Below are 21,649 nucleotides of genomic sequence, written 5' to 3' on the forward strand. Positions count from 1 at the left end.
GATCACGCTCGCGATCTTCACTGCTCGTCTCCCCCGCGGTTTGGGTTTGTCAGTCCATCCGGTTGACTTCACTCGTCACTGAAGTCACAGACTTGCCGGAACTTTCACCGCATGCCGATCGCACTCGACCCGTCGTCGCAGGAAGTACGCCACCGTCGCACCGCCCAGCGCCAAGCCCCAGAACGGGAAGAAGGTCATCGGGTTGACGATGAACTCGGTGAGCCCGACCCGGCCGACCATCCGGATGAACACCCCCAGCCCCGCCGCCGTCACGATCACCGCGACGCACGTGGCCGGGATGATCGCGACCAACGGGCGCACCCGCTTGCCCCGCAGCCCCGGCACCCAGAACGGGTAGACCTCGCCCCACCGGTACACCAGCCCCAGCGTGAGCAGCCCGCCCAGCGCGGCGAAGGTGCCCAGCCCCGCCCCCGCGATCCACAGCCCGTTCTCCTGCCCCTCCCGCAGGAACTCCTCGCTGATCAGCCCGAGGCTGAACCCGGCGAACCAGGCCCACCGGGTCACCGCGTAGGCCAGCGGGACCAGGAAGGCCAGGTAGGCGCACCACTTGCCCCAGCGGGCGGCCGCGGCGGGGGTGGCCGATGCAGGCACCGGACGCGGGCCGACGCCGCAGCTCAGGCAGGCGTCCGCGGTGCGGCGCTGGTAGTTCAGGGTCGCGGCCAGCCAGAGCAGCGCACCGAGCACGATGGCGAACTGGTTGAGGTTGGCGGTGTCGAACTTGTCCAGGTAGCTGACCGGGGGCCAGCCGAAGGGCGCGCCGACGAGCACGATCGGCAGGTAGCCGACCAGCATCAGCACCCGGCCGTCGTTGAGGAACAGCGCCAGCGCGGCCGTGACCAGCCAGGCCAGGGTGAGCAGCAGCGGGCGGATCGCCTTGGTGCCCAAGGACATCAGCAGGGCCACCACGGTCGCGGTGGTCATGCCGATGGCGAGCAGTGGGGCGCTGGTCGCGGCCGGGACCGCGCCGAGGGCGGACAGCTGCGCGGACGGGTCGGCTGGCCCGAAGGGGTAGCCGGAAGCGCCGAACGCCCAGCTGAGCGCGAACACGGCGTACAGCGCTGACCAGATCGTGGCCGACCAGCGAATCATGGTGTCTCCTGAGGTGGTGGGCGGTTGTGCCGCAACGGTGTCGCGGATCCGCGGCCCCGGGCTCACCCCCTGGCGCGAAACCGCTCCCTCGCGAGATGGAGAGACAGTTCCGCCGCTCAGGGCTAGCTTAGGTAGACAGACAACGTAATACGGAGGGGGAACCATGACTGACACGGTGGACGTCCCGCTGTACATGACCCGGAACGGGTTCGCGCCGGCGGCCGAGCTGGCCGAGATGCGCGACAGCCGGTCGGTGCGCAAGGTCCCGTTCGCGGTCTTCGGCGCCAAGGGCGAGGCGTGGCTGATCACCCGGCAGGAGGACGTGCGGGCGGGCCTCGGCGACCACACCCGGTTCAGCAACAACCCGGACATCCTCGGCGCGCGCCCACTGCCGCCGGGGCTGACCAGGGAAGAAGCGAACCGGATGCGCAAGGGCAACATCCTGTTCCTGGACCCGCCGGAGCACGGCCAGGTGCGCAGGCTGCTGATGTCGGAGTTCACCCAGCGCCGGATGCGGCGGCTGGAGGAGCGGATCGGGGTGATCGTCGAGGAGCACCTGGACCAGCTGGAGCGGCTCGGGCCGGGCGCGGACCTGGTGGCCAACTTCGCGCTGCCCATCCCCTCGCTGGTGATCTGCGAGCTGCTCGGCGTGCCCTACGCCGACCGCGCCGACTTCCAGGCCCGCAGCGCGCGGCAGATGAACGCGCTGCTGCCGGTGGAGGAGCGGATCGCGCTCAACCGCGAGGGCCAGGCCTACATGCACTCGCTGGTGACCAAGGCCAGGGCGAACCCCGGTGAGGACCTGATCGGCATGCTGGTCCGCGAGCACGGCGCGACCGTGGACGACGACATGCTGGTCAACATCGCCTCGCTGCTGCTGCTCGCCGGGCACGAGACCACCGCGAACATGCTGGGCATCGGCACCTACGCCCTGCTCACCCACCCCGACCAGCTGGCCTGGCTGCGCGCCAACCCGGACCGGATGGACAACGCGGTGGAGGAGCTGATGCGCTTCCTCACCGTGGTCGCCGCCGGGGTGCCCCGGATCGCGGTGCGGGACGTGGAGCTGCACGGGCAGCGGATTCCCGCGGGCGACATCGTGGTGTTCGTGCTCGCCTCGGCCAACCGCGACCCCGGGCAGCTGGACCGCCCGGACGAGCTGCTGCTGGACCGCCCGCCGCGCCCGCACCTGGCCTTCGGGCACGGCGCGCACCACTGCCTCGGCGCGCCGCTGGCCAGGTCGGAGATGCGGGCCGCGTTCAGCGGGCTGCTGCGCCGGTTCCCCGGCCTGGCGCTGGCCGTGCCGCCGGAGCAGATCCGGTTCCAGCCGCACCAGGCCGTCTACGGGGTCGCGGAGCTGCCGATCACCTGGTGATCGACCCGCACGGTGAGCACCCCGTCGGCGATGCTGCCGCGGCCGGGCAGGCCGTAGGAGTCGAGCAGGTGCCGCACCACGGCGTTGTCGGCGTAGGTGTGCAGGCAGACCGCGCGCACCCCGTCGGCGACCGCGGCCTTGGCCAGCCGCCGCAGCAGCGCCCGGCCAAGGCCCCTGCCCTGCCAGTCGTCGCGGACCAGGAAGGCCAGCTCGGCGGGGTCGGCGGCCTGGAACACGCTGCCCGCGCCCACCACCTCGGTCCCGGCCATGGCCAGCTGGGTGTGCGTGGCGTGCTGGCTGACCAGGCAGCCCAGCGCCCGCCCGCTGGTCTGCGGCGCGCCCAGGAACCGGCGGCGCAGCGTCTCCGCCGAACAGCGGCGGTGCAGCTCGACCAGGCCGTCCAGGTCCGGCGGGCGGGCCCGGCGCAGCAGCGCGGTGCGCCCGGCCAGCCGGATCAGCTCCGGTAAGTCGTCCATGGCCCCCGATCCTGGGCGCGGCAGGTGACACCGGCGTTACCCGGCCGCGTGGGTTTCACCACCGTGCGCGGGGTGAGCGGGGAAAACCGTTTGCCGGGCACTTAAACTGGTCCGCAGTATGGGTACGCCGCTTGTGAGCCCCTCGCTCACCGAACTCCACCACCGCCTCGCCGAGCTGATGCTGCGTGATCAGCGTCGGTTGCGCCGTCGTATCGAGGGGGCCCGCAAGCTGCGGGACGCCGACAAGCGCGCCGCGGTCACCGCGGAGATCGCCGGCGAGGTGGCCGCGGCGGAGCTCCGGCTGGAGAACCGGCGCAACTCCCGGCCCAAGATCAGCTATCCGGCGCAGCTGCCGGTCAGCCAGCGCAAGGACGAGATCCTGGCCGCGGTCCGCGACCACCAGGTGGTGATCGTCGCGGGCGAGACCGGCTCCGGCAAGACCACCCAGCTGCCCAAGATCTGCCTGGAGCTGGGCCGGGGCGTGCAGGGGCTGATCGGGCACACCCAACCCCGACGGCTGGCCGCGCGCACGGTGGCCGAGCGGATCGCCGAGGAGCTGGGCACCTCGCTCGGCGAGACCGTCGGCTACCAGGTCCGCTTCACCGACCAGTCCAGCACGGACACCCTGGTCAAGCTGATGACCGACGGCATCCTGCTGGCCGAGATCCAGAACGACCGGACGCTGTCCCGCTACGACACGCTGATCATCGACGAGGCGCACGAGCGCAGCCTCAACGTGGACTTCCTGCTCGGCTACCTGGCCCAGCTGCTGCCCCGCCGCCCCGACCTCAAGGTGATCATCACCTCCGCGACCATCGACCCCGAGCGGTTCTCCCGGCACTTCGGCGACGCCCCGATCATCGAGGTCTCCGGCCGCACCTACCCGGTGGAGGTCCGCTACCGGCCGATCATCGACCCGGACAGCGAGACCGAGGACACCGACCGGGACCAGGTCACCGCGGTCTCCGACGCGGTGGACGAGCTGCTGCTGGAGGGGCCGGGCGACATCCTGGTCTTCCTCAGCGGTGAGCGGGAGATCAGGGACACCGCGGACGCGCTGGAGAAACGGGAGCTGCGCAACACCGAGGTGGTGCCGCTGTACGCGCGGCTGTCCGCGGCCGAGCAGCACCGGGTGTTCCAGGCGCACACCGGGCGGCGGATCGTGCTGGCCACCAACGTGGCCGAGACCTCGCTGACCGTGCCCGGCATCAAGTACGTGATCGACCCCGGCACCGCGCGGATCTCCCGGTACTCCCACCGCACCAAGGTGCAGCGGCTGCCGATCGAACCGGTCTCCCAGGCCTCGGCCAACCAGCGCAAGGGCCGCTGCGGCCGGGTGTCGGAGGGCATCTGCATCCGGCTCTACAGCGAGGAGGACTTCGAGGCCAGGCCGGAGTTCACCGATCCGGAGATCCTGCGCACCAACCTGGCCTCGGTCATCCTGCAGATGACCTCGCTCGGCCTCGGCGACCTGGCCGCGTTCCCGTTCATCGACCCGCCGGATGCCCGCAACATCACCGCCGGTGTGCAGCTGTTGCAGGAGCTGGGCGCGCTCGACCCGGAGCAGAGCGATCCGAAGAAACGGCTGACCCCGTTGGGGCGCAAGCTCTCCCAGCTGCCGGTGGACCCCAGGCTGGCCAGGATGGTGCTGGCCGCCGACGAGCTGGGCTGCGTGCGCGAGGTGCTGGTGATCACCGCCGCACTGTCCATTCAGGACCCCCGCGAGCGCCCGGCGGACAAGCAGCAGGACGCGGACGGCAAGCACGCCCGCTTCGCCGATCCGAACTCGGACTTCCTGGCCTACCTGAAGCTGTGGGAGTACCTGCGGGAGCAGCAGCAGGAGCTCTCCAGCAACCGGTTCCGCAAGCTGTGCAAGGCGGAGTACCTGAACTACCTGCGGGTGCGGGAGTGGCAGGACATCCACAGCCAGCTGCGCCAGGTGGTCAAGCAGCTGGGCATCACCCCGAACAGCAACCCCGCGCCGGAGCAGCAGATCCACACCGCGCTGCTGTCGGGTCTGTTGTCGCACATCGGTTTGCAGGAGGAGCGGAAGAAGGAGTACCTGGGCGCGCGCAGTGCCCGCTTCGCCATCTTCCCCGGCTCCGCGCTGTTCAAGAAGCCACCGCGCTGGGTGATGGCGGCCGAGCTGGTGGAGACCTCGCGGCTGTGGGGCCGGATCGCGGCCCGGATCGAGCCGGAGTGGGTCGAGCCGCTGGCCGGCCACCTGGTCAAGCGCACGCACAGCGAGCCGCACTGGGAGAAGAAGCAGGGCGCGGTGATGGCCATCGAGCGGGTGACCCTGTACGGGATCCCGCTGGTGGTCAACCGCAAGGTCAACTACGGCCGGATCGACCCGGAGCTGAGCCGGGAGCTGTTCATCCGGCACGCGCTGGTCGAGGGCGACTGGGAGACCACGCACAAGTTCTTCCACGCCAACCGGGCGCTGCTCGGCGAGGTCGAGGCGCTGGAGGACCGGGCGCGGCGGCGGGACATCCTGGTCGACGACGAGACGCTGTTCGCCTTCTACGACGAGCGGATCGGCAAGGAGGTCGTCTCCGGGCGGCACTTCGACAGCTGGTGGAAGAAGACCCGCAGGGAGACCCCCGATCTGCTGACCTTCGACAAACAGGCGCTGATCAACGCCACCGCCGGGTCGATCACCGAGGCCGACTACCCCGATGACTGGCGGCAGGGCGGGGTGACACTGCCGCTGACCTACCGGTTCGAGCCGGGCAGGCGGGACGACGGGGTCACCGCGCACATCCCGGTCGGCGTGCTCAACCAGGTCGGCGGCGACGGCTTCGCCTGGCACATTCCCGGGCTGCGCAAGGAGATCGTGGTCTCACTGCTGAAGTCGCTGCCGAAGAACCTGCGCCGCAACTTCGTGCCGGTGCCCGATGTGGCCGAGGCGCTGCTGAGCCGGCTCTCGGTCGAGGACGGCAACGTGCTGGACGCGGTGGAGGACGTGCTGCACGAGCTCACCCGGATCGAGGTGCCCAGGGAGGCCTGGCAGCTGGACCAGGTGCCGGACCACCTGAAGACCACTTACCGGGTGGTCGATGAGAACGAGAAGGTGCTGGCCGAGGGCAAGGACCTGGCGGCGCTGAAGCGGAAGCTGACGGCTCAGGTGCGCAAGACGTTGTCCAAGGCTGGCAACGAGCTGGAGCGGACCGGGCTGCGGGACTGGACCATCGGGACACTGCCGAAGACTTTTTCGCAGGAGCAGAACGGGTTCACGGTCACGGCTTATCCGGCGTTGATCGATGAGACCGACAGTGTGGCGGTCCGGATGCTGGACAGCGCGGCCGAGCAGCGGCGGGCGATGTGGCGGGGAACGCGGCGGTTGTTGCTGCTGACGGTGCCCTCGCCGGTGAAGCAGTTGCAGCGGGGGCTGAGCAACCAGGCGAAGCTGACGTTGAGCCGGAATCCGCATGGCGGGGTGGCTGATCTGCTTGTCGACTGCATCAATGCGGCGGCGGACAAGCTGATCGCGGCTGGGGGTGGGCCTGCTTGGGATTCGGCTGGGTTCGCGAAGCTCCGGGATGGGGTTCGGGGCGGGTTGCAGCTGGCGGTTTTTGAGGTGGTCGGGCACGTCGAGGCGACGCTGATGGCGTGGCACGAGGTGTCGGCTGTTTTGGAGACCAAGGCTGGTTCTGATGCGGCCGCGGATGTGCGGAAGCAGGTGGATGCGTTGGTGTACAAGGGGTTTGTGACTGCTACCGGGTGGTCTCGGGTGGTGCATCTGCCGCGGTATCTGCGGGCGGCCAAGCATCGGCTGGAGAAGGTTGGGGAGAATCCTCGGCGGGATGCGGAGTTGCAGGCTCAGGTGTCGCAGGTGCAGCAGGCGTATCTGGAGCTTCGGCGCGAGGTGCCGCAGGCTGCGGCTGGGTTGGCCAAGATTCGGTGGATGATTGAGGAGCTGCGGGTTAGTTATTTCGCGCAGTCTCTGGGGACTGCTTATCCGGTTTCGGACAAGCGGATTTATCGGACTATGGATGAGTTGCTGTCTGCTTAGCGGTTGTCGAGCCGCGTGGTTCGGTTGATTTTGTGATTTGGTTTGGGGCCCCTAGGCCATCCCGGATTGGGCTGACGGGGCAGGCGGTGAGGCCTGCCCAATCGCTGGGGTAGCTTATGGGATGGCCTCCCCCCAAACAAAATCACAAAATCAACCGCTCGCGGAGGGTGCTATCTCGCTGGCGGAGGTTGTTTGCGCGCGTTGGCCGGTCGTGGTCAGTTGATGTCGAACTCGTTTCCTTCGGGGTCCTTCATCGCTATCGCGTAGTGGTCGACTCCTTCTTGGTACATGGTGTGGGTGATGGTGGCGTCTAGGGCTACCAGGCGGTTGGCTTCGGCTTCTACTCGCTTCTTGCGGGTCTGGATCGGGTCTTCGCGGTTGCCGCTGGCGTGGATGTCGATGTGCAGGCGGTTCTTCACCGCCTTTGCGTCTTGGACCAGCTGGAACCAGATGTCCGGTCCACCACCCTGTGGGTCGCTGATCCGATCCGCCCCGCCGGTCAATGCCTCTTCCGGCAGGCCGAGGTCGCGGTAGTAGGCGTCCCAGGTGGCGAAGCCGGGTGGGGGTGGGGCGAGTTGGTAGTGCAGGGCAGCGGCCCAGAAGTGGGCTTGGCGGGTGGGGTTGGCGCAGTCGACCACCAGTTGGTAGCGGACGGGCACTGGGTTTCCTTTCCAGCGTTGCTAGCGGAGCCACTTTCGGAGCTTCTTTGTCGAAGCCTTGCGCCATAGCGCTGGAAGTTCAGTGCGAGCCTGTGTCGCCTTTGCCTCGTCGCGCCCCAGGAACAGGCCGTAGGTGAAGCCGTTCTCTGTCGCCAGGTGGGCTTGGACGCCAAGGTCGCGGAGGGCTTGGCGGCTTACTACGGCATCCTGGTGGTGGCCCAGGAGGGTTTGGATGTCCTTCATTCGTTTGCGGAAGCGGGTGGCGTTCTTGCCGAACACCGGTTCCAGCGCTTCGGCGGCGTAGCGGGCGCGTTTGGCTGCTTTGCGGGCTTCGTGCAGGGCCAGTTCTTGTTCCGGGCCATCCTTGGTCGCCGCCTCTGTCATCGCTCGGTCCAGCTTGCGGTAGGCGCGGCGGACCTGCTGGGGCAGGACGTCCTTCGCGGGGTGGGTGGCCAGGCGGGTGGGCGGGGGTTCGGAGAGGGCGAACTCCAGCAGGCACAGCAGGTCCAGGTAGCGCTGGCCGTCGAGTTCGGCGAGGACCTTCTTGCGGGCGGCGGCGGCTTCCTGGCGGTAGTGGCCGTCGACCCGGGCCTTGACGGGGCCGAGGACGAGTTCGTCCGGGGTGTCTTGGATGTGCTGGGTCACGCGGTGGTGCAGGACTTCCAGGTCTCTTGCCTCGCCCAGGACCGCGCCCAGCCATTTGAGCTCGTCGGACAGGCGGCCGGTCTGTTCCTTGTCGATGACCTTGCCGTAGGCGCGCAGGGTGCTGCGCAGGCGGCGGGTGGCGACCCTCATCTGGTGGACGGCGTCTGGCTTGTCGCGGCGGATGAGGATGTCGCCTGCCACCAGGGCGGCGGCGTGGGCGCGGAGGTAGGCCAGGACGACGGTGATGGCGGATGACTTCTTGGTCAGGGGGCGGGGTGGGGTGTGCGCGAAGACCGGGCGGGGCGGGGTGCCCAGGAGGCGGCCGATCTTCGACTTGGACGTGCTGCGGTGGGCGCCTGCGGTGATGAAGCGTTCGTCCACTGTGGACAGTAGGGTGAGGTCGCCGTTGACGAGCTCTACTTCGGCCTCCTGCCAGGTGTCCAGGGTGGCGGACTCGCCCATGGTCTGGGCGCTGACGTCGTCGATGACCACCTCGGCCAGCACCGCGCCCTCGGCGTCCACCAGGTGCCAGCGGCGGCGGGTGGTGCGCAGGCGGCCGATGGGGGCCAGGTCGTTGCCCCTGGTGTGCGCGCGGACGAGCTTGGCCAGGGTGGCTGGGACCTTGCGGTTGCGGCCCAGTGGCAGGCGGATTTCCTCGCGGGTGTCCGGGCCGAGCGGCAGTTTGAGGTGCCAGCCGGCGTCGTCGCCGCCGGTGCGGCGGCGCAGGGTGATGCCCTCGGCGAGCAGGCGGCGGTCGGCGGTGTCAAAGTAGGTCGCGTCCAGGGCCAGTTCGTCGGGGCCCAGCAGGGCGGCGACCCCGGGCAGGCCGTCCAGGTCCGGCAGGGCCAGTGGTTCCGCCGCCTCGTACTTGCGTTCGATCTCCCGCGTTTCGGTCGCCATCTTGCATGCTTACCCGAGATCCGGCCGTTCAGCACCTGGTGTTTGTGGATCCCGGTGATCGGGAACGGCCCTGGGGAGGAGGTGTGCGATGAACCGCCCAGCCGACGAAGTCCCCGAGGCCGACGCGTTGGAGCAGAGGACCGAGGTGATGCCGGAGGAAGAGGACGTGCTCATCGACGTGCGGCCACTGGAGGCCGATCCCGCCGATGTGGCAGACCAGCACCGATCGGTCCCACTGGATGAGGAAGAGGTCTAGGTACGGGTACGTGCGTGGGAGGGGGCGCGGGCTTTGGTGCGGCGGCGGACGAGTTGGGCCGCCGTGCGGGTGTTGATCACTCGGTCCGCGTCCACTCCGCACTCCTGTGCCCGGGCGCAGCCGAAGCCGAGCCAGTCGAGCTGACCCGGGGCGTGCGCGTCGGAGTCGATGGCGAACTCGCAGCCCAGGTCGACGGCCAGGCGGAGCAGCCTGCGGGGCGGGTCCAGGCGTTCCGGGCGTGAGTTGATCTCTACGGCCACGTTGTGGTCGCGGCAGGCGGTGAAGACGCGTTCCGGGTCGAACTGGGACTCCGGGCGGCCCTTGCCGGTGACCAGGCGGCCGGTGCAGTGGCCGAGGACGTCCAGGTGCGGGTTGGCCACCGCGGCGCACAGGCGTTCGGTCATCTCCGCGGCCGGCATGCGGAGCTTGGAGTGCACGCTGCCGACGACCAGGTCCAGTTCGGCGAGCAGGGCGGGATCCTGGTCCAGGCTGCCGTCGTCGAGGATGTCGACCTCGATGCCGGTGAGGATGCGGAACGGGGCCAGCTGCTCGTTGAGCTGCCGGACCAGCTCGAGCTGGGCGCGCAGGCGGTCGGCGGAAAGTCCGTTGGCGACCCGGAGGCGGGGTGAGTGGTCGGTGAGGGCGATCCACTCGTGGCCCAGCTCGCGGGCGGCCTCGGCCATCTCCAGGACCGGGCTGCCGCCGTCGGACCAGTCGGAGTGGGTGTGGCAGTCGCCGCGCAGGGCTTGGCGCAGCTCCTCGCCGACGGTGAGGGTGGGCGCGGTGTCCAGCAGCGAGGTGAGGTAGCGGGGCTGCTGACCGGCGAGGGCCTCGGTGATGACGGTGGCGGTGGCCTTGCCGATGCCGGGCAGGTCGGTGAGGGTGCCGCGCTCGACCCGCTCCCGGAGCTCCCGCTCGGTGAGCGGCTCGATGGTCGAGGCGGCGCGGCGGAAGGCCCGCACCCGGTAGGTCGGCTCGGCCGCTCGCTCCAGGTGGAAGGCGATCTGGCGCAACGCCCGAACGGGATCCACCAGCCAGGAATACCCCGCTTGATCCCGGGCAACTCCTCTGGCCATGGAGGCGGAGCTACCTACGCTGACCAGCCTGGACGAGCTGGCCAAGGTCGTCGACGAACGCTCGGCGGAGCTGTACCTGCGCTGGTCGAAGGGACCGGACACCGATCAGGGTGCGGTCAGCAAGGACGAGCTGACCGGGGTGGAGCTGCCCGGCCTGTCCGCCAACCCGCTGGCGGTGGAGGACTGGTGGGCGGACCGGCCGCTCACGGTGTGGGTGGCCCGCCGGCTCTACGACTACCGCCACCTGCGCGAACGGCGTGGCCCGCAGGTGCGGCCGTGGGTGTTCCAGGGGACTGAGGTGGGCCGGGGGCCGGACAACGAGCCGCTGGTGCGGTGCGACCGGGCGGTGGCCTGGATCGCCGAGGAGGTGCTGGCCGAGGCCGAGCGCACGGTCACGGAGTACCGGGCCGACTGGGGTCCGCTGGACCGCGGCAGCCGGTAGCCGGACTAGTGGCTCGTCGCGTACTGGCGGTCACCGCCGGGGAATCGCGGCCACCGCTTCCACCTCGATCAGGATGTGCGGGGCGGCCAGCCCGGCCACCACGATCAGCGAGTGCGCGGGCCAGTCCTTGTCCGGGAACCACTGCTCGAACAGCCCGGCCCGCCCGGCGCGCACCGCGGGCAGGTGCTCGGTCCCGGCGACCATGGTGAACAGCTTCACCAGGTGTTCGGGGCCGCCGCCGGCCTCGGCGAGCAGCGCGGCCAGGTTCTCGTGCGCCAGGCGGGACTGGGACTCCGCGTCGGCCGGCATGCTGCCGTCCGGCCGGGCCCCGATCTGACCGGAGACGAACAGCAGCTCGTGCCCGGCGGGCGCGGTGGCCAGGTGGCTGTACTGGCCGACCGGCGGGCCGACCACCGCCGGGCTCCAACGCTGGATCACAGGTCCTCCAAGGCAACCAGGCCGTCCTGGATGGCGCGGGCCACCAGCGCGGCCTTGGTCGGGGCGGCCCGGCCGACGTTGGCGTACTTGATCCGCACCCGGTCGATGTAGGTGTTCACGGTACGCGCGGACAGGCCGAGCTTCTGCGCCACCATCTCCTTGGACTCACAGGTGAACCACTCCACCAGCACGTCCTGCTCGCGCGGCGCGAGCCGGGGCCGGTTGCCCCTGGTGTCGGTGCCGATCGCGCCGGCCAGCGCCGGGGGCGTGTACGGCAGGTTGTTCGCGGCCGCGCGGATGGCCGCGACCAGGTGCGTCTGGCCCTCGGCCTTGGTCAGGTAGGCGAACGCGCCGATGTCCACACAGGTCAGCGCGGTCTCCGCGTCGTCGCGCATGGTGTAGACGATCACCTGCCGCCCGGCGTCGACCAGCCTGGTCAGGTCGCCGTAGCCGGGCTGGGTGGTGTTGCCCAGGTGCAGGTCCAGCACCACCACGTCGGCACTGGCGCCGGGCTCGGTCCACGCCTCGGCGACGGTGGGCCCGGTGGCCAGCACCTCGATCGGCGGGTCGGCAAGGCTGCACCAGGCCTGGACACCGGCCACGATCGCGGGGTGGTCGTCCACCACCACCGCGGTGATCAGTTCTGCGCTCGCCACTTGGCTTCCACCCACACCCGATCCGCGTTCACCAAGTTCGTCACCTCGACGCCGTCGGCCCGCACCACCGGGGGTTCCGGGGCGTCGGCGACCACGCTTACCGTAACGGCGTTAGCGGAACCGACCACGGTCACCCTCGCCGTGCTGGCCGCGGCGACCAGGGTGGCCAGCGCGGGTTCGGTCAGCGCCCGCCGCACCGCCAGGTCCAGCGGCGGCCGCTGCCCGCGCACCGCGAGCTGCACGCTCACCCCCTGCCGCTGCGCGGTGTCGATGCAAGCGGCCAGCTCGTGCAACAACGGATCCGCCACCTCGTCCCCCTCCGCGAACAACCGCCGCATCCGCGCCGCCTCCACCGCGGCCCGCCGCCGCACCAGCTCATCCCCGGGATCGGCCCGCCCCGAGGCCAGGTCCACCAGCAACGGCAACGCGGTCCGCGACAACGCGGCATACCGCTCCTGGTGATCGCGCTGCAACTCCGCCGCGATCGCCGTCGCCGTCCGCCGCTGCTGTTCTGCCCGCGCCGCCACCGCCGCCTTCGCCGCGATCCGGTGCAACATCACCGCGGCGAACCCCACCGCCACCTGGTAACCGAACACGGTCACCCCGGCGATCAGCAGTCCGACCAGCGCCGCCCGGTTCGCCTGCCCCACCAGGACGAGCTGGCCGAGGTTGACCGCCGCATGCACCCCGAGGAAGATCAGCAACGCGCCGATCCCCTTGTCCAGCAACAGCAGTATCCCGAACCAGCCGAGCAACATGAAGGACCATTCGGCCCGGCTGACGACCAGTTCCGGCGGCACCCCGGTCAGCGCGAGCAGGGCCGAGCCGAAGACCAGGACGAGCAACGGCCAGCGCCAGCGCCCCGGATCGGCCCGGACCGCGCAGAAGACCGCGACCGCGAACAGGACGCCGAAGGCGACCAGCTCCATGGTTAGGGACCGGTAGACCTCGGCGTGCGCGATGATCACCGGCAGGGCGAGGCCGAGCAGTCCGGCGAAGGTGATCAGGACGGTGGCCAGCCGCAGACCGCGCAGGTAGGTGGCGGCGGTCCACCCGGGGCCCCGGGCGGCGGGGGTGTCTGTCTCGGCGCTGAGCGTGGCGGGATTTGGCTGACCGCCGATCCGACCTACGGCAGCACCAGCCCCGCCATCCCGCCAAACCCAAGCCCGCCGCACCCGCGCCAGCCGCCCACCCCACGACCCCCGGCTCATCCGGGCCACTCCAACCGCACCGTCGTCCCCTCCCCCGGCACTGACCGCACACTCCCCCGCCCACCGACCCGGTCCATCCGCGCCACCACCGACCCGGTCAGCCCCCGCCGCTGCGCCGACACCGCCTCGACCGCGAACCCGGCTCCCTCGTCCCGCACCTCCACCACTACCCGGGCCCCGTCCCCGGACACCACCACCGACGCCCGGTCCACCCCGGCGTGCCGCCGCACGTTGCGCAGCGCCTCGGCCACGCCGCGGGCCAGGGCGTCGGCCACGTCGGCGGTGACCACTGGCTGGTACTCGAACCGTAGGTCCACCGCCACGGGGGCGGCCTCGGCGGTGCGGGTCAGGACCGTGGTCAGGTGGACCGGTTCGTGGTCGGGTTCGGGGCGGGTGGCCAGGGCGGCGACGTCTCTGGCCGCTTGTTCGGCGAGCCAGGGTTCGGGTTTGGTGGCCACGCCCATGCCGACCATCAGCAGGGTGGCCGCGCCGGTGTCGTGCAGGGTGGCCAGGTACTCGCGGTGTTCCCGGTCCCTGGCGGCTTCGACCTCGGCCGCGCGGGCGGCTTCCGCGGCCTGGGCGGTGGCGGTGTCCGCTGCCCGCGCGCCCCGGCAGACCAGCACGAACAGCAGTCGCGCGAGCCCTGCCTCGACGAAGAGCCAGAGGCCGTAGGGGATGCCGGTGTCCCACTCGGCGACCAGCGCGACGCCGCCGGAGTAGGCCACGAACAGCACCAGCACCACCACGACCAGCGCGCCGCGCGCCGGCGGGATCCGCCACTGCCAGCTGACCGCGACCACCGAGACCATGACCAGCACCCAGCTGGTCCCGTCGTCGAGCGCGGACGCGGGCTCGATCTCGCCCTGGAGCAGGCACAACGCGGTCAGCACGGCCAGGTCGGCGGGCAGCACCCAGCGTCCGTCGGCCCACCACAGCACCAGGTTCCACAGGTTGACGGCCAGCACGGCGGCGATGGTGACCGGGAGGTTCTCCGCGCCGGAGAGGGGCGCGAGCAGTCCGGCGCAGGCCAGCACGACTGTGCGTACAAGCAAGGAGTACCGGAGAGCTGAGCGACGGAACTCGCGTTCGATCGCCCAATCCGGGTCCATGGCTGGAGAGACTAGCTCGTGTTGGCCAGGTGGGTCCGCCGATAGTCGCTGGGAGTGAGGCCGACTTCACGACGGAAGATCGACCGGAAGTTCGCCGCGGTGCCGAAGCCGGTGGCCGCGGCGATCCGCTCCACCGGCCAGTCCGAGCGCTCCAGCAGCCTGCGCGCGCTGAGCAGGCGTTGCCGCACCACCCAGCGCATCGGCGGCAGGCCGGTCTCCTGCTCGAAGTGCCGGACGAAGGTGCGGCGGGACAGGTTGCTGTGCTCGGCCAGCCGCTGGACGGTGATCGGCTCGCCGAGGTTGGCGATTGCCCAGGCCCTGGTCGCGGACAGGTCCGAGCGGGACGGGGTGAACACGTCGACGTACTGCGGCTGCTCGCCGCCGCGGGCCGGGGCGGCGACCACGCCCTTGCCCGCCTCGTAGGCGGCGGCCGCGCCGAAGTCGGTGCTGATCAGGTGCAGGCAGGCGTCGATGGCCGCGCCGCCGCCGGCCGAGGTGAGGATCTTGCCGTCCTGCACGAACAGCCGGTTCGCCAGCGCGTTCACCCTCGGGTGCAGCTCGCGGAGCTGCGCCAGGTACTGCCAGTGGGTGGCGGCGTCCCGCCCGTCCAGGATCCCGGCGGCGGCCAGGGCGAACGCGCCGGTGCAGATGGCGACCACCCTGGCGCCCAGGTCGGCGGCGGTGCGGATGGTGCCGAGGTATGCCTCGGGCAGCGGCAGCCCGGGATCGTCGTAGCCGGGGACGACCAGGATGTCGGCCTTGGCCGCGGCGGCCAGGTCGTGCGTTGGGGTGACGCCGGCGACGGGCTCCTCACCGCAGACCAGGACGCGGTAGCCGGGATGGCCGCCGAGGATGTGCGCCGGGATGCTGAGGTCCAGCGCGATCAGGCGGGGCATCGCCAGGATGGCCGCGGTCAGGGCGGGGTCAGGCACCATCAACGCAGTGTAAGAGCCTGGTCAGACCGTAGGTACGGGCCAACGTTGCGCATGGCCCTGCCGATGTACTCCTCCTTCTCCCCGACTGGCACCACATAGGCAAGAGCTTCCTCAGCGGCCTCAGGTCCGGCCAGCCTGGCGATGATCCAGGTGGCCAGGTAGTGCGAGGCGAGGCAGCCACCGGCGGTGGCCACGTTGTCCCTGGCGTAGAACGGCTGGTTCAGCACCTCGACCCCGGCGGCCACCACCCACGGCTTGCTCGTGCGGTCGGTGCAGGCCGGGACGCCGTTGAGCAGCCCGAGCCTGGCCAGCACCAGCGTGCCCGAGCACTGCGCGGCCAGCAGCTGGCGGGCCGGGTCGAGGCCGCGCAGCACGGCCATGATCGCGGGATCCTCGACCACCTCGCGGGTGCGCGACCCGCTGCCGACGATCACCGCGTCCGCGGCGCAGGCCTCCTCCAGGGTGGCCATCGACTCGATCACCACTCCGTTCATCGAGCGGACCGTAAGCGCCGGGCTGGCGATCGTCACCCGCAGCTCCGGCTGCTTGACCCGGTTGAGCAGGCCGAGCGCGATGAGCGAGTCCAGCTCGTTGTAGCCCTCGAAGGTCAGGATCGCGATGTGCATGGCGCGAGCCTAGGCAGCCGATGCATGACAGTCGAAGAATTGTCATGCATACAATCAGCCGTGCGGATCCCCCGGTACAAGCGCCTGGTGGACGCGCTGGCCGAGGACATCCGGTCGGGGCGCTGGCCGGTGGGCACCCGGCTGCCCACCCACCGCGAGCTGGCCGCGCGGGAGGGCATCGCGCTGGTGACCGCCTCCAGGGTCTACGCCGAGCTGGCGGCGATGGGCCTGGTCAGCGGCGAGCAGGGCCGGGGCACCTTCGTCCGCGACCTGGCGCCGCGGCCCGGTCAGGGCGCTGACGAGCAGTCGGTGGCCGCCGACGCGGTGGACCTCAGGTTCAACTACCCCTCGGTGCCCGGCCAGGCCGACCTGCTGCGCCAGGGCCTGCGCGAGCTGGCCACCGCGGGCGAGCTCGACTCCTACCTGCACTACCAGCCCCACCGCGGCCGAGCCAAGGACCGGGCCGCGGTCGCCGAACACCTGCGCCGCCGCGGCCTGCGGGTGCCCGCGGACCAGGTGCTGGTGGTCAGTGGCGCTCAGCACGGTCTCGCGGTGACCGCGATGGCCGCGCTGCGACACGGCGACGTGGTGGCGGTGGACGCGCTGACCTACCCCGGTTTCACGGTGCTCGCGCGCACGCTCGGGCTGGAGCTCGCGACCGTGCCGGTCACCAAGTCCGGGCCGGATCTTGGTGCGCTGCAACAGCTCTGCGCCCAACGGCCGGTCCGCGCGATCTACACCATGCCGACCCTGCACAACCCGCTCGGCTGGGTGCTCTCCCGCACCACCCGCGAACGCCTGGTCGCGATCGCCCGCCGCCACGACCTGCTGGTCATCGAGGACGCCGCCTACGCCTACCTCGCGCAGGACTGCCCGCCGCCGCTGGCCGCGCTGGCCCCGGAGCGCACGGTCTACGTCTCCAGCCTGTCCAAGAGCGTGGCCACCGGCCTGCGGGTCGGCTTCCTCGCCGCACCACCGGACCGGGTGGCCGCGATCGAGCGGGTGGTCCGGGCGACCACCTGGCACACGCCCGCGCTGACCACCGAACTCGCCTGCCGCTGGCTGGCCGACGGCACCGTGGACCGCCTCGAAGCCCAGAAGCGCGCGGATGCCGAGGCCCGGCAGGCCATCGCCCGCGAAGCCCTGGCCGGGCTCACCGTGCTCGGCCACCCGGCCTCCTACTTCCTCTGGCTGCCGCTGGCCGAGAGCGCGCGGGCGGACCGCATCACGGCCGCCCTTGCCCGGCACCACATCTCGGTCGCCACCGCCGAGCAGTTCGCGGCCACTGCCGTTGTGCCGCAAGCACTCCGGCTGGCCCTGGGCTCGGTCGAACCCGCCGAGCTGCGCCGGACCCTGCACACCCTCCGGCAGGTGGTCGAGGCGGACGCGCTCCGCTGAGCTGGCACGATCCTTGCCCTGTCTGACCTGATCACCGCTGGTGAGCGCGCTCGGCCCGGCCCTAGCGTGCAGCTCATGCGAACAACGGAAAATCACGGCGTGCCTTGGGAAATCGACTACGGCTACGTGCAGGCCGTCCGGCACGGCGACACCATCCACCTCTCCGGCCAACTCGCCCACCGCGGCAGCGAGCCGCCGTCCGGCGACATGGGCGAGCAGATGCGCCAGACCTACGCCAACGCCGAGGAGCTGTTGCGGCGCTTCGGCTCCTCGCTGGCGGACGTGGTGGAGGAGGTGCTCTACGTGCTGGACATCCCGGCCGCGATGGCGGTCGCCGGCCCGGTGCGCAAGGCCGCCTACGGCCGGGAAGACCCGCAGGTGGCGAGCACGATCCTGGGCACGACCGGGCTGGCCTTCCCCGAGCAGCTGATCGAGATCAAGTTCCTCGCCCGGGTGTGAGGCGGGATGGTGCCGCGTGTGCCCACGGGAGGCGCACGCGGCCACCGCCGCCGCAGCGTCGCGTCGGTCCCGCCCGGACCAACGCGCCGGCTCGGCGGCCTCGGCGAAGAAAACCCCCAGTTGCCTCTTCGCCCCCCACCCGCCAGGAACAACCCTAGGACCGGCGGGCCACCTGTGGTGACGGTCGATCGACCCGCACGGAAGGAGCAACTGTCCGACTCCGCTGCGTGAGTACCACGCAGGCCAGCAGGACCACCGCCATCAGCGCGGTGTACACGCCGATCTCCTCGCCGAGCAGCAGCGCCGCCCAGCTCAGGGTGAACACCGGCTGGGCCAGCTGCACCTGTCCGACCTTGGCCACCCCGCCGCGGGCCAGTCCGGCGTACCAGGCGAAGAAGCCGAGGAACATCGACACCAGGCTCACGTAGCCGAAGCTCGCCCACGCCTGCCAGCTCACCGCCGCCGGTGCGATGGGCAGCGCGGAGACCACGGTGAGCGGCACGGTCAGCGGCAGCGAGACGACCAGCGCCCAGCAGATGGTGCGCGCGCCGCCGAGGTCGCGGGCCAGCGCGCCGCCCTCGGCGTAACCCAGGCCGCACAGCACCACCGCGGCCAGCAGCAGCAGGTCGGCGAGCTCGAAGCTCCCGCTGAGCCCGCCGGCGGTGCCCAGGAACACCAGCACCGCGAGCAGGCCGGCGCCGCTGGAGAGCCAGAACCGGCCGCTGGGCCGCTCCCCCGCGCGCAGCACCGCCCACACCGCGGTGGCCGCGGGCAGCACCGCGATCACCACCGCGCCGTGCGAGGCGGTCTGCACGGTCAGCGCGAGCGAGGTGAACAGCGGGAAGCCGATGATCACGCCGAGGGCGACCAGCAGCAGCCGCCCGACCTGCCGCCGGTTCAGCCGACCCCAGCCGGTCAGCCACAGGTAGCCGAGGGAGAGCACCCCGGCCACCGCGGCCCGGCCGAAGGCGACGAACCAGGGGTTCAGCTCGGCCACCGCGAGGCGGGTCAGCGGCAGCGACAGGCTGAAGCTGAGCACGCCCAGCGCGCCGAGCAGGAAGCCGCCCGTTATCCGGTTCTGGGCGATTACGTTACTCTTGTCCCTCATGAATGACGATAACGCCGCCCGTCGCGTTATCCAAGAGCTGCGGGCGCACGTCACCTCCGCGGCTCCCGGCTCCCGGCTGCCCTCGGTGCGGGATCTCATGGCCAGGCACCGGATCTCGCCGGTCACCGCGCAGCGGGCGATCCGTCAGCTGGCCAGCGAGGGCCTGGTGGAGGTGCGGCCGGGCAAGGGCAGTTTTGTCGCCCCGCGCGCCACCGGCGTTACCGAGGTGGCCGACCTGTCCTGGCAGGCGGTGGCCCTCGGCGAGCGCAAGGCCGGTGAGGAGGCGCTGCCCGAGCTGCTGGCCATGCCGCGCCCCGAGCTGATCCCGCTCTCGGCCGGCTACCTGGAGGCCGCGCTGCAACCGGTGAGCGCGCTCGGCGCGGCGCTGGCCAGGGCGGCCCGGCGGCCTTCGTCCTGGGAACGCGGCGCCGTGGAGGGCCGCCTGGAGCTGCGGTCCTGGTTCGCCCGCCAGGCCGGTGGGGCGCTGCGGGCCGGGGACATGGTGGTCTGCCCCGGCGGGCAGGCCGCGCTGGGCACCGCGTTGCGCGCGCTGTGCGTGCCGGGCGACACCGTGCTGGTGGAAGCGCCGACCTACCTGGGCGTGATCGCGGCCGCGCGCACCTTCGGCCTGCGCGTGGTGGGCGTGCCGGTGGACGCCGACGGCGTGCGCCCCGACCTGCTGGCCGCCGCGTTCGAGCGCACCGGGGCCCGGCTGTTCTACTGCCAGCCCGCCTACGCCAACCCGCACGGCGCGGTGCTGGCCCGGCACCGGCGGGCCGAGGTGCTGGCCGCGGCCCGCGCGGCCAGGGCGTTCATCCTGGAGGACGACTGGGCGCGGGACCTGGTGATCGAGGGCGAGCAGCCGCTGCCGCTGGTCGCCGAGGACCTGCACGGCCACGTGGTGCACCTGCGGTCGCTGACCAAGGCGGGCGCGCCCGGCCTGCGGGTGGCCGCGCTCGGCGCGCGCGGCGCGGCAGGCGCGCGGATCCGCACCGCCAGGGTGGCCGACGACTTCTTCGTCTCCGGGCCGCTGCAGGAGGCCGCGCTGGAGTTCGTGGCCTCCCCGGCCTGGGCGCGGCACCAGCGCACCCTGCGCGCCGAGCTGCTGGCGCGCCGGGACACCCTGGTCGCCGCGCTGGCCACGCACCTGCCCGAGCTGACCCTGGCCGTGCTGCCCCGCGGCGGGCTGCACGTGTGGGCCCGGCTGCCCGACGGGGTGGATGATCTCGCGCTGACCACCGCGGCCGCGGCGCACGGCGTCGTCGTGTTTCCCGGGCGACCTTGGTACGCCGCGGAACCACCGGCTCCGCACCTCCGGCTGACCTTCGGCGCGGCCGCCCCCGAGGTGCTCGGGGAGGGGGTGCGGCGGCTGGCCGCGGCGTTCGCGAGCTTGTGACTCAGTCCCGTGCCGTCGCCTGCTGGGGGATGACCGGCGACTGGGGACGGCGCTGGATCTCGTCCAGCATCTCGGCGATGGTGTCCGGCACGAACAACTCCACCACCTTCTTGGCCGCTGCCAACAGATCCTCGCGGGTGGCCACCGCGTCCTGCCGAGCCACACTCTGGTACATCACGACCTCATACCTCATCCTCCACCGGCCGCGCCCGACTTCCCTTGCCGGACAACAGATCTACCTGCCAGTACGGAGTTACCGGCAAGTCATCGCCCGATCGGCCTTATCGGTGCTGCGTCACAGCGTTCATGCTGGTACAAGCAACACGAGGAGTGGTCCAGTAGCGAAGGTGAGCGGCTGACCGCCCGGTTGGGTGAAGGTGGTCCCGTTGTCGGCAGCGGGCCGTGACCACCGGCCTTGGTAGGACCGCCCGTCCCGCAGCACAGTGGCCTCGCCGGAGCCGACGGTCTGGGCGAACGGGCTGGTGCCCTTGCTGTCCCGGAACGGCGAGTCGCGCACCACGACCTTCTGCACCACCACGGTGCTCACGCTGACCGCGCCGCCCTCGGCCGCGGCCAGCGGCGCGCCGTCCATGCCGACCCGCCAGCGCTGCTCCTGCGGGCTGTAGTCCAGCGACACCACCGCCGCCGGGTAGCGCACCACGTGCTGGGTGGTCTCCGCGCCGCCCTCGGGGGCCGGTCCGAAGCGGAAACCGATGTCCCGCACCGCACCCGCGCCGGGCGCGGCGGCCAGCAGCTTCTCCGGGACGGCGTAGGTGTTGTGCGGGGCGGCGCGGCGGGAGTCGTGGGTGTAGGCGTCCCGGGCCTTGTCCGGCGGCACCGGCACCAGCGGGGCGGCCGCGATCCGCGGCGCGAGCTCGGGCGCGGAGCCGGAGTAGGCCAGCGCGGGACGCTGGAACTGTTGCAGCAGCTCAAGATCTGACTCCCGGGCGCTGCGCACCGGCCCGACCGAGGCGGGCAGCCGCGAGCTGAACACCGCGACGAACCGGGTCAGGCCGCCCTCGACCGGTTCCAGGTAGAGCAGGTCGGCCTGGGTGAGCCCGGTCTGCGGGCGCGCGGGCGAGACGTTGTCGATCTTGACCGCGAGCACCGGCTGACCGGCCGCGGCGGGTAGTCCGGTCAGCGGCGAAGGCGCTTCGGCCGCGGAGCTGGACGGGCTGGTGGGCGGCGGGGCTGGGGTGGAGCAGGCGCCCAGCAGAAGGAGCGACAGGAGCGGGGCGGTCAGTCGGTGCACGGCAACCTCCCGGCGAGGCCAGTGCAGTGAGGTTAGCGAGTTCGGGGGGTGCCAGCGACCTGACTTTCAGGCAGACTTACAGCCTAGCTGATAGTTCCGACTCCCTT

Annotated in this window: 21 protein-coding genes; 7 read left to right on the forward strand and 14 right to left on the reverse strand. The window is 71.4% G+C overall.

Annotation, left to right across the window (positions count from 1 at the left end):
* Positions 1-84: 84 nt before the first annotated feature.
* Entirely contained in the window at positions 85-1,110 is a 1,026-nt protein-coding gene (locus tag N8J89_RS26595) for a hypothetical protein (RefSeq protein ID WP_283659740.1), read from the reverse strand.
* 163 nt (positions 1,111-1,273) lie between these two features.
* Here N8J89_RS26595 and N8J89_RS26600 point away from each other — a divergent pair, with 163 nt between their 5' ends.
* Entirely contained in the window at positions 1,274-2,485 is a 1,212-nt protein-coding gene (locus N8J89_RS26600; protein ID WP_283659741.1) for a cytochrome P450, read from the forward strand.
* On the opposite strand, the gene N8J89_RS26605 is transcribed toward N8J89_RS26600, so the two are convergent.
* Positions 2,452-2,961 (reverse strand): GNAT family N-acetyltransferase, encoded by a 510-nt coding sequence (locus tag N8J89_RS26605; RefSeq protein WP_283659742.1) that lies wholly within the window; start codon positions 2,959-2,961, stop codon positions 2,452-2,454. The two genes, N8J89_RS26600 and N8J89_RS26605, sit on opposite strands and share 34 nt — an antisense overlap.
* Before the next feature lie 118 nt (positions 2,962-3,079).
* Between N8J89_RS26605 and hrpA the strand changes: the two genes are divergently transcribed.
* On the forward strand, positions 3,080-6,976 hold the full coding sequence (gene hrpA, locus N8J89_RS26610; RefSeq protein ID WP_283659743.1) for an ATP-dependent RNA helicase HrpA: 3,897 nt from the start codon (positions 3,080-3,082) through the stop codon (positions 6,974-6,976).
* Between the two features lie 215 nt (positions 6,977-7,191).
* Here the strand turns inward: hrpA and N8J89_RS26615 are convergent, their stop codons facing one another.
* Together N8J89_RS26615 and N8J89_RS26620 are read right to left on the reverse strand one after the other, a co-directional pair.
* Complete coding sequence (locus N8J89_RS26615; protein ID WP_283659744.1) at positions 7,192-7,635, reverse strand: VOC family protein; 444 nt, start codon at positions 7,633-7,635, stop codon at positions 7,192-7,194.
* A gap of 21 nt (positions 7,636-7,656) precedes the next feature.
* Entirely contained in the window at positions 7,657-9,180 is a 1,524-nt protein-coding gene (locus N8J89_RS26620) for a CYTH and CHAD domain-containing protein (RefSeq protein WP_283659745.1), read from the reverse strand.
* Positions 9,181-9,268: 88 nt separating this feature from the next.
* On the opposite strand from N8J89_RS26620, the gene N8J89_RS26625 reads away from it, so the two are divergent.
* Entirely contained in the window at positions 9,269-9,436 is a 168-nt protein-coding gene (locus N8J89_RS26625) for an Rv3202a family protein (protein ID WP_252484725.1), read from the forward strand.
* Here N8J89_RS26625 and N8J89_RS26630 read toward each other — a convergent pair.
* A complete protein-coding gene (locus N8J89_RS26630; protein ID WP_283659746.1) occupies positions 9,433-10,467 on the reverse strand; it encodes a PHP domain-containing protein in 1,035 nt (344 codons plus the stop codon). The two genes, N8J89_RS26625 and N8J89_RS26630, sit on opposite strands and share 4 nt — an antisense overlap.
* A 43-nt stretch (positions 10,468-10,510) precedes the next feature.
* Between N8J89_RS26630 and N8J89_RS26635 the strand changes: the two genes are divergently transcribed.
* Positions 10,511-10,954 carry a DUF6098 family protein gene (locus N8J89_RS26635; protein WP_283659747.1) on the forward strand — a complete coding sequence of 148 codons (444 nt, stop codon included), beginning with the start codon at positions 10,511-10,513 and terminating at the stop codon, positions 10,952-10,954.
* Positions 10,955-10,984: 30 nt separating this feature from the next.
* Here N8J89_RS26635 and N8J89_RS26640 read toward each other — a convergent pair whose 3' ends face one another.
* From N8J89_RS26640 to N8J89_RS26665, 6 genes are all read right to left on the reverse strand, one after another.
* A complete protein-coding gene (locus tag N8J89_RS26640; RefSeq protein ID WP_283659748.1) occupies positions 10,985-11,392 on the reverse strand; it encodes a RidA family protein in 408 nt (135 codons plus the stop codon).
* Positions 11,389-12,048, reverse strand: a complete 660-nt coding sequence (locus N8J89_RS26645; protein WP_283659749.1) for a response regulator transcription factor — start codon at positions 12,046-12,048, stop codon at positions 11,389-11,391. Before N8J89_RS26645 ends, N8J89_RS26640 begins: the two co-directional genes overlap by 4 nt.
* Positions 12,030-13,259 (reverse strand): hypothetical protein, encoded by a 1,230-nt coding sequence (locus N8J89_RS26650; protein WP_283659750.1) that lies wholly within the window; start codon positions 13,257-13,259, stop codon positions 12,030-12,032. Before N8J89_RS26650 ends, N8J89_RS26645 begins: the two co-directional genes overlap by 19 nt.
* Entirely contained in the window at positions 13,256-14,311 is a 1,056-nt protein-coding gene (locus N8J89_RS26655; protein WP_283659751.1) for a sensor histidine kinase, read from the reverse strand. The genes N8J89_RS26650 and N8J89_RS26655 overlap by 4 nt, the downstream gene beginning before the upstream one ends.
* Before the next feature lie 68 nt (positions 14,312-14,379).
* Positions 14,380-15,303: a GlxA family transcriptional regulator gene (locus tag N8J89_RS26660; RefSeq protein ID WP_283659752.1), complete on the reverse strand. Its 924-nt coding sequence runs from the start codon at positions 15,301-15,303 to the stop codon at positions 14,380-14,382.
* Positions 15,303-15,929: a DJ-1/PfpI family protein gene (locus N8J89_RS26665; RefSeq protein ID WP_283659753.1), complete on the reverse strand. Its 627-nt coding sequence runs from the start codon at positions 15,927-15,929 to the stop codon at positions 15,303-15,305. The genes N8J89_RS26660 and N8J89_RS26665 overlap by 1 nt, the downstream gene beginning before the upstream one ends.
* A 60-nt stretch (positions 15,930-15,989) precedes the next feature.
* On the opposite strand from N8J89_RS26665, the gene N8J89_RS26670 reads away from it, so the two are divergent.
* Together N8J89_RS26670 and N8J89_RS26675 are read left to right on the forward strand one after the other, a co-directional pair.
* On the forward strand, positions 15,990-17,327 hold the full coding sequence (locus N8J89_RS26670) for an aminotransferase-like domain-containing protein (RefSeq protein ID WP_283659754.1): 1,338 nt from the start codon (positions 15,990-15,992) through the stop codon (positions 17,325-17,327).
* Between the two features lie 99 nt (positions 17,328-17,426).
* Positions 17,427-17,786 carry a Rid family hydrolase gene (locus tag N8J89_RS26675; protein ID WP_283659755.1) on the forward strand — a complete coding sequence of 120 codons (360 nt, stop codon included), beginning with the start codon at positions 17,427-17,429 and terminating at the stop codon, positions 17,784-17,786.
* A 154-nt stretch (positions 17,787-17,940) separates the two neighbouring features.
* Here the strand turns inward: N8J89_RS26675 and N8J89_RS26680 are convergent, their stop codons facing one another.
* Positions 17,941-18,894, reverse strand: coding sequence for a DMT family transporter (locus N8J89_RS26680; RefSeq protein WP_283659756.1), 954 nt, complete (start codon positions 18,892-18,894; stop codon positions 17,941-17,943).
* On the opposite strand from N8J89_RS26680, the gene N8J89_RS26685 reads away from it, so the two are divergent.
* Positions 18,893-20,290, forward strand: a complete 1,398-nt coding sequence (locus N8J89_RS26685; RefSeq protein ID WP_283659757.1) for an aminotransferase-like domain-containing protein — start codon at positions 18,893-18,895, stop codon at positions 20,288-20,290. The genes N8J89_RS26680 and N8J89_RS26685 overlap by 2 nt on opposite strands.
* 1 nt (position 20,291) lies before the next feature.
* On the opposite strand, the gene N8J89_RS26690 is transcribed toward N8J89_RS26685, so the two are convergent.
* A complete protein-coding gene (locus N8J89_RS26690; protein WP_283659758.1) occupies positions 20,292-20,468 on the reverse strand; it encodes a hypothetical protein in 177 nt (58 codons plus the stop codon).
* Between the two features lie 126 nt (positions 20,469-20,594).
* Positions 20,595-21,542 (reverse strand): DUF3048 domain-containing protein, encoded by a 948-nt coding sequence (locus N8J89_RS26695; protein ID WP_283659759.1) that lies wholly within the window; start codon positions 21,540-21,542, stop codon positions 20,595-20,597.
* Positions 21,543-21,649: the final 107 nt, after the last annotated feature.

Origin of the sequence: Crossiella sp. CA-258035, assembly GCF_030064675.1 — a bacterium.
Classification (GTDB): domain Bacteria; phylum Actinomycetota; class Actinomycetes; order Mycobacteriales; family Pseudonocardiaceae; genus Crossiella.